The sequence below is a fragment of the Modestobacter lapidis genome (assembly GCF_054780755.1).
On the sequence record NZ_BAAGVS010000042.1, the window covers coordinates 1 to 5,501 of the forward strand.

The window sequence follows — 5,501 nt, forward strand, 5'->3', positions numbered from 1 at the left end:
GCGCGTCCGCTCCTTGAGAACTCAACAGCGTGCCGAAAGTCAGTGCCAAGTAACAATTCCCGTTGGTCTGGTCATTCGTGATCGGGTCATTGGGTTCCTTTGGTTGATTGAACGAGAGTGCCAACTCTCGGTCTCAGCTGTGATCAAATCATCTACGGAGAGTTTGATCCTGGCTCAGGACGAACGCTGGCGGCGTGCTTAACACATGCAAGTCGAGCGAGGCCCACTCTTCGGGGTGGTGCCCTAGCGGCGAACGGGTGAGTAACACGTGGGCAACCTGCCCTCAGCTCTGGGATAACTCCAAGAAATTGGTGCTAATACCGGATGTGACCGCTGACCGCATGGTCTGGTGGTGGAAAGATTCATCGGCTGAGGATGGGCCCGCGGCCTATCAGCTTGTTGGTGGGGTAATGGCCCACCAAGGCGACGACGGGTAGCCGGCCTGAGAGGGTGACCGGCCACACTGGGACTGAGACACGGCCCAGACTCCTACGGGAGGCAGCAGTGGGGAATATTGCGCAATGGGCGAAAGCCTGACGCAGCGACGCCGCGTGAGGGATGACGGCCTTCGGGTTGTAAACCTCTTTCAGCAGGGACGAAGCGAGAGTGACGGTACCTGCAGAAGAAGCACCGGCCAACTACGTGCCAGCAGCCGCGGTAATACGTAGGGTGCAAGCGTTGTCCGGAATTATTGGGCGTAAAGAGCTCGTAGGCGGTCTGTCGCGTCGGCTGTGAAATCCCGAGGCTCAACCTCGGGTCTGCAGTCGATACGGGCAAACTAGAGTGTTGCAGGGGAGACTGGAATTCCTGGTGTAGCGGTGAAATGCGCAGATATCAGGAGGAACACCGGTGGCGAAGGCGGGTCTCTGGGCAACAACTGACGCTGAGGAGCGAAAGCGTGGGGAGCGAACAGGATTAGATACCCTGGTAGTCCACGCCGTAAACGTTGGGCGCTAGGTGTGGGGGCCATTCCACGGTCTCCGTGCCGCAGCTAACGCATTAAGCGCCCCGCCTGGGGAGTACGGCCGCAAGGCTAAAACTCAAAGGAATTGACGGGGGCCCGCACAAGCGGCGGAGCATGTTGCTTAATTCGATGCAACGCGAAGAACCTTACCTAGGCTTGACATGCACGGAAATCCCGCAGAGATGTGGGGTCCTTTAAAGGGTCGTGCACAGGTGGTGCATGGTTGTCGTCAGCTCGTGTCGTGAGATGTTGGGTTAAGTCCCGCAACGAGCGCAACCCTCGTTCTATGTTGCCAGCACGTGATGGTGGGGACTCATAGGAGACTGCCGGGGTCAACTCGGAGGAAGGTGGGGATGACGTCAAATCATCATGCCCCTTATGTCTAGGGCTGCAAACATGCTACAATGGCCGGTACAAAGGGCTGCGATACCGTGAGGTGGAGCGAATCCCAAAAAGCCGGTCTCAGTTCGGATTGGGGTCTGCAACTCGACCCCATGAAGTTGGAGTCGCTAGTAATCGCAGATCAGCAACGCTGCGGTGAATACGTTCCCGGGCCTTGTACACACCGCCCGTCACGTCACGAAAGTCGGTAACGCCCGAAGCCGGTGGCCCAACCCCTTGTGGGAGGGAGCCGTCGAAGGCGGGATCGGCGATTGGGACGAAGTCGTAACAAGGTAGCCGTACCGGAAGGTGCGGCTGGATCACCTCCTTTCTAAGGAGCACTGGCCGCTTTCCTTGTGGAAGTGGTCCAGAGCCGTGCGCGGATCGTGAAGGTCGCCCCGTCTGGGGGGGGTCTCGGGTGTTCGTGACGGAGCTCGAGGGTGGAACGCTGACCAGTTCGGCCGGGACGATGGTTCTGCTGCTAGTACGGCCTCTTCGGGGGTCTGGAGCGTGGTGGGGTTGTCGGGTCTGGTTGTAGGCACGCTGTTGGGTCCTGAGGGAACGGGCGACTGTTCACTCTGGAGGCCTTCTGGTCGTCGTACCGTCGAACTGTGGTTCGGGCTGGCGGTGGCAGGTGGGGGGTCATCTTCCGTACGTTGAGAACTGCACAGTGGACGCGAGCATCTTGTAGGTATGTATGTGGATTCCCGCGCTCGGTTTCTCTGTCTTCGGGTGGGGTTGTCGGGTGTGGGTTTTTGTGTGTGGCCAAGTTTTTAAGGGCACACGGTGGATGCCTTGGCACCAGGAGCCGATGAAGGACGTAGGAGGCTGCGATAAGCCTCGGGGAGCTGTCAACCGAGCGTTGATCCGAGGATTTCCGAATGGGGGAACCCCGCACCAGTCATGTGGTGTGACCCGCGCTTGAACACATAGGGCGTGTGGAGGGAACGTGGGGAAGTGAAACATCTCAGTACCCACAGGAAGAGAAAACAACCGTGATTCCGTGAGTAGTGGCGAGCGAAAGCGGATGAGGCTAAACCGATCGCATGTCAAGCCGGCAGGCGTTGTGTGGTCGGGGTCGTGGGACAACTCAGTTGGGTCTGCCGACCTGGCAGGGAGTCAGAAAAGACCTGTGTTAGTGGAAGGCCTCTGGAAGGGGTCGCCGTAGAGGGTGAGAGCCCCGTACACGAAAGCTGGGTCTCTTCCGAGTTGTATCCCAAGTAGCACCGAGCCCGTGAAATTCGGTGTGAATCTGGCGGGACCACCCGCTAAGCCTAAATACTCCCTGGTGACCGATAGCGGACAAGTACCGTGAGGGAAAGGTGAAAAGTACCCCGGGAGGGGAGTGAAATAGTACCTGAAACCGTGTGCCTACAAGCCGTGAGAGCCTTATGCGCACTTGTGCGTGGGGGTGATTGCGTGCCTTTTGAAGAATGAGCCTGCGAGTTAGCGGTACGTGGCGAGGTTAACCCGTGTGGGGTAGCCGTAGCGAAAGCGAGTCCGAACAGGGCGTTTTTGAGTCGCGTGCTCTAGACCCGAAGCCGAGTGATCTACCCATGGCCAGGTTGAAGCGCGGGTAAGACCGCGTGGAGGACCGAACCCACCAGGGTTGAAAACCTGGGGGATGAGCTGTGGGTAGGGGTGAAAGGCCAATCAAACTCGGTGATAGCTGGTTCTCCCCGAAATGCATTTAGGTGCAGCGTCACGTGTTTCTTGCCGGAGGTAGAGCACTGGATGGCCGAGGGGCCCCACAAGGTTACTGACGTCAACCAAACTCCGAATGCCGGTAAGTGAGAGCGTGGCAGTGAGACTGCGGGCGATAAGGTTCGTAGTCGAGAGGGAAACAGCCCAGATCATCAGCTAAGGCCCCTAAGCGTGTGCTAAGTGGAAAAGGATGTGGAGTCGCAGAGACAACCAGGAGGTTGGCTTAGAAGCAGCCATCCTTGAAAGAGTGCGTAATAGCTCACTGGTCAAGTGATTCCGCGCCGACAATGTAGCGGGGCTCAAGCACACCGCCGAAGCTATGGCATTCACATGTTGTCTGTCGGTCATCTTCGGGTGGCCGGCCAGGTGTGTGGATGGGTAGGGGAGCGTCGTGTGGCGATGGAAGCGGCGGAGTGATCCAGCCGTGGACGCCACACGAGTGAGAATGCAGGCATGAGTAGCGAAAGGGGAGTGAGAAACTCCCCCGCCGGATGACCAAGGGTTCCTGGGCCAGGCTAATCCGCCCAGGGTGAGTCGGGACCTAAGGCGAGGCCGACAGGCGTAGTCGATGGACAACGGGTTGATATTCCCGTACCCGCGAAAGAGCGTCCATGCCGGACCCAGCGATGCTAACCGCCCGAAGCCTGTGACTGTCCTTCGGGGCTGATCAGGGGGAGCGCGGGACCCGGACTGGTAGTAGGCAAGCGATGGGGTGACGCAGGAAGGTAGTCCTACCGGTGAGTGGTAGTACCGGTGCAAGGGTGTGGCCCGCGATGTAGGTAAATCCGCATCGCATGAGGGTGAGGCCTGACGCATAGCCGTTTGAGGCGAATTGGATGATCCTATGCTGCCGAGAAAAGCCTCTAGCGAGTTCTTAGCGGCCCGTACCCCAAACCAACTCAGGTGGTCAGGTAGAGAATACCAAGGCGATCGAGCGAACTGTGGTTAAGGAACTCGGCAAAATGCCCCCGTAACTTCGGGAGAAGGGGGGCCATCTGCTGTGAACCGCCTTTGCGCGGGGCAGCGGTGGGTGGCCGCAGAGACCAGTGAGAAGCGACTGTTTACTAAAAACACAGGTCCGTGCGAAGTCGAAAGACGATGTATACGGACTGACGCCTGCCCGGTGCTGGAACGTTAAGGGGACGGGTTAGCTCTTCGGGGCGAAGCTCAGAACTCAAGCGCCAGTAAACGGCGGTGGTAACTATAACCATCCTAAGGTAGCGAAATTCCTTGTCGGGTAAGTTCCGACCTGCACGAATGGCGTAACGACTTCTCAGCTGTCTCAACCACAGGCTCGGCGAAATTGCACTACGAGTAAAGATGCTCGTTACGCGCGGCAGGACGGAAAGACCCCGGGACCTTCACTATAGCTTGATATTGGTGTTCGGTTCGGCTTGTGTAGGATAGGTGGGAGACTGTGAAGCGGGCACGCCAGTGTTCGTGGAGTCATCGTTGAAATACCACTCTGGTCGAATTGGATGTCTAACCTCGGTCCGTGATCCGGATCAGGGACAGTGTCAGGTGGGTAGTTTAACTGGGGCGGTTGCCTCCTAAAATGTAACGGAGGCGCCCAAAGGTTCCCTCAGCCTGGTTGGCAATCAGGTGTCGAGTGCAAGTGCACAAGGGAGCTTGACTGCGAGACCGACGGGTCGAGCAGGAGCGAAAGCTGGGACTAGTGACCCGGCACCGGCATGTGGAAGCGGTGTCGCTCAACGGATAAAAGGTACCCCGGGGATAACAGGCTGATCTTCCCCAAGAGTCCATATCGACGGGATGGTTTGGCACCTCGATGTCGGCTCGTCGCATCCTGGGGCTGGAGTAGGTCCCAAGGGTTGGGCTGTTCGCCCATTAAAGCGGTACGCGAGCTGGGTTTAGAACGTCGTGAGACAGTTCGGTCCCTATCCGCCGCGCGCGTAAGAGACTTGAGAAGGGCTGTCCCTAGTACGAGAGGACCGGGACGGACGAACCTCTGGTGTGCCAGTTGTTCCGCCAGGAGCACTGCTGGTTGGCTACGTTCGGGAGGGATAACCGCTGAAAGCATCTAAGCGGGAAGCCTGCTTCAAGATGAGGTCTCTCACCGACTTGATCGGGTAAGGCCCCCGCCCAGACCAGCGGGTTGATAGGCCGGAAGTGGAAGCGCAGCAATGCGTGGAGCTGACCGGTACTAATAGGCCGAGGGCTTGACCACACACTTTTCCATGTTGTGTGCTCTGCAAATATGTTGTCTCGCGTCCACTGTGCGGTTCTGAAGGTGCGGAACCGTGTGTTCCAGGCCCTTGTTCCACTGGTGCTGTCTGCGGCCGGTGGGGTGGGGTCGCTATCTTCACAGTGTTACGGCGGTCATGGCGAAAGGGAAACGCCCGGTCTCATTCCGAACCCGGAAGCTAAGCCTTTCAGCGCCGATGGTACTGCCCGGGGGACCGGGTGGGAGAGTAGGACGCCGCCGGACATC

At 58.4% G+C, this 5,501-nt stretch carries 3 rRNA genes; all 3 read left to right on the forward strand.

The features are described from left to right. Positions 1-151: 151 nt before the first annotated feature. The 3 genes from ACYVG5_RS21230 to rrf all read left to right on the forward strand — a co-directional run bounded on the left by ACYVG5_RS21230 (position 152) and on the right by rrf (position 5,498). Positions 152-1,676, forward strand: a 16S ribosomal RNA gene (locus ACYVG5_RS21230). A gap of 432 nt (positions 1,677-2,108) precedes the next feature. Further along, positions 2,109-5,237: ribosomal RNA gene (locus ACYVG5_RS21235) — 23S ribosomal RNA — on the forward strand. A 144-nt stretch (positions 5,238-5,381) separates the two neighbouring features. Then, positions 5,382-5,498, forward strand: a 5S ribosomal RNA gene (gene rrf / locus ACYVG5_RS21240). Together the 16S, 23S and 5S rRNA genes form the textbook arrangement of a ribosomal RNA operon. Positions 5,499-5,501 lie beyond the last annotated feature (3 nt).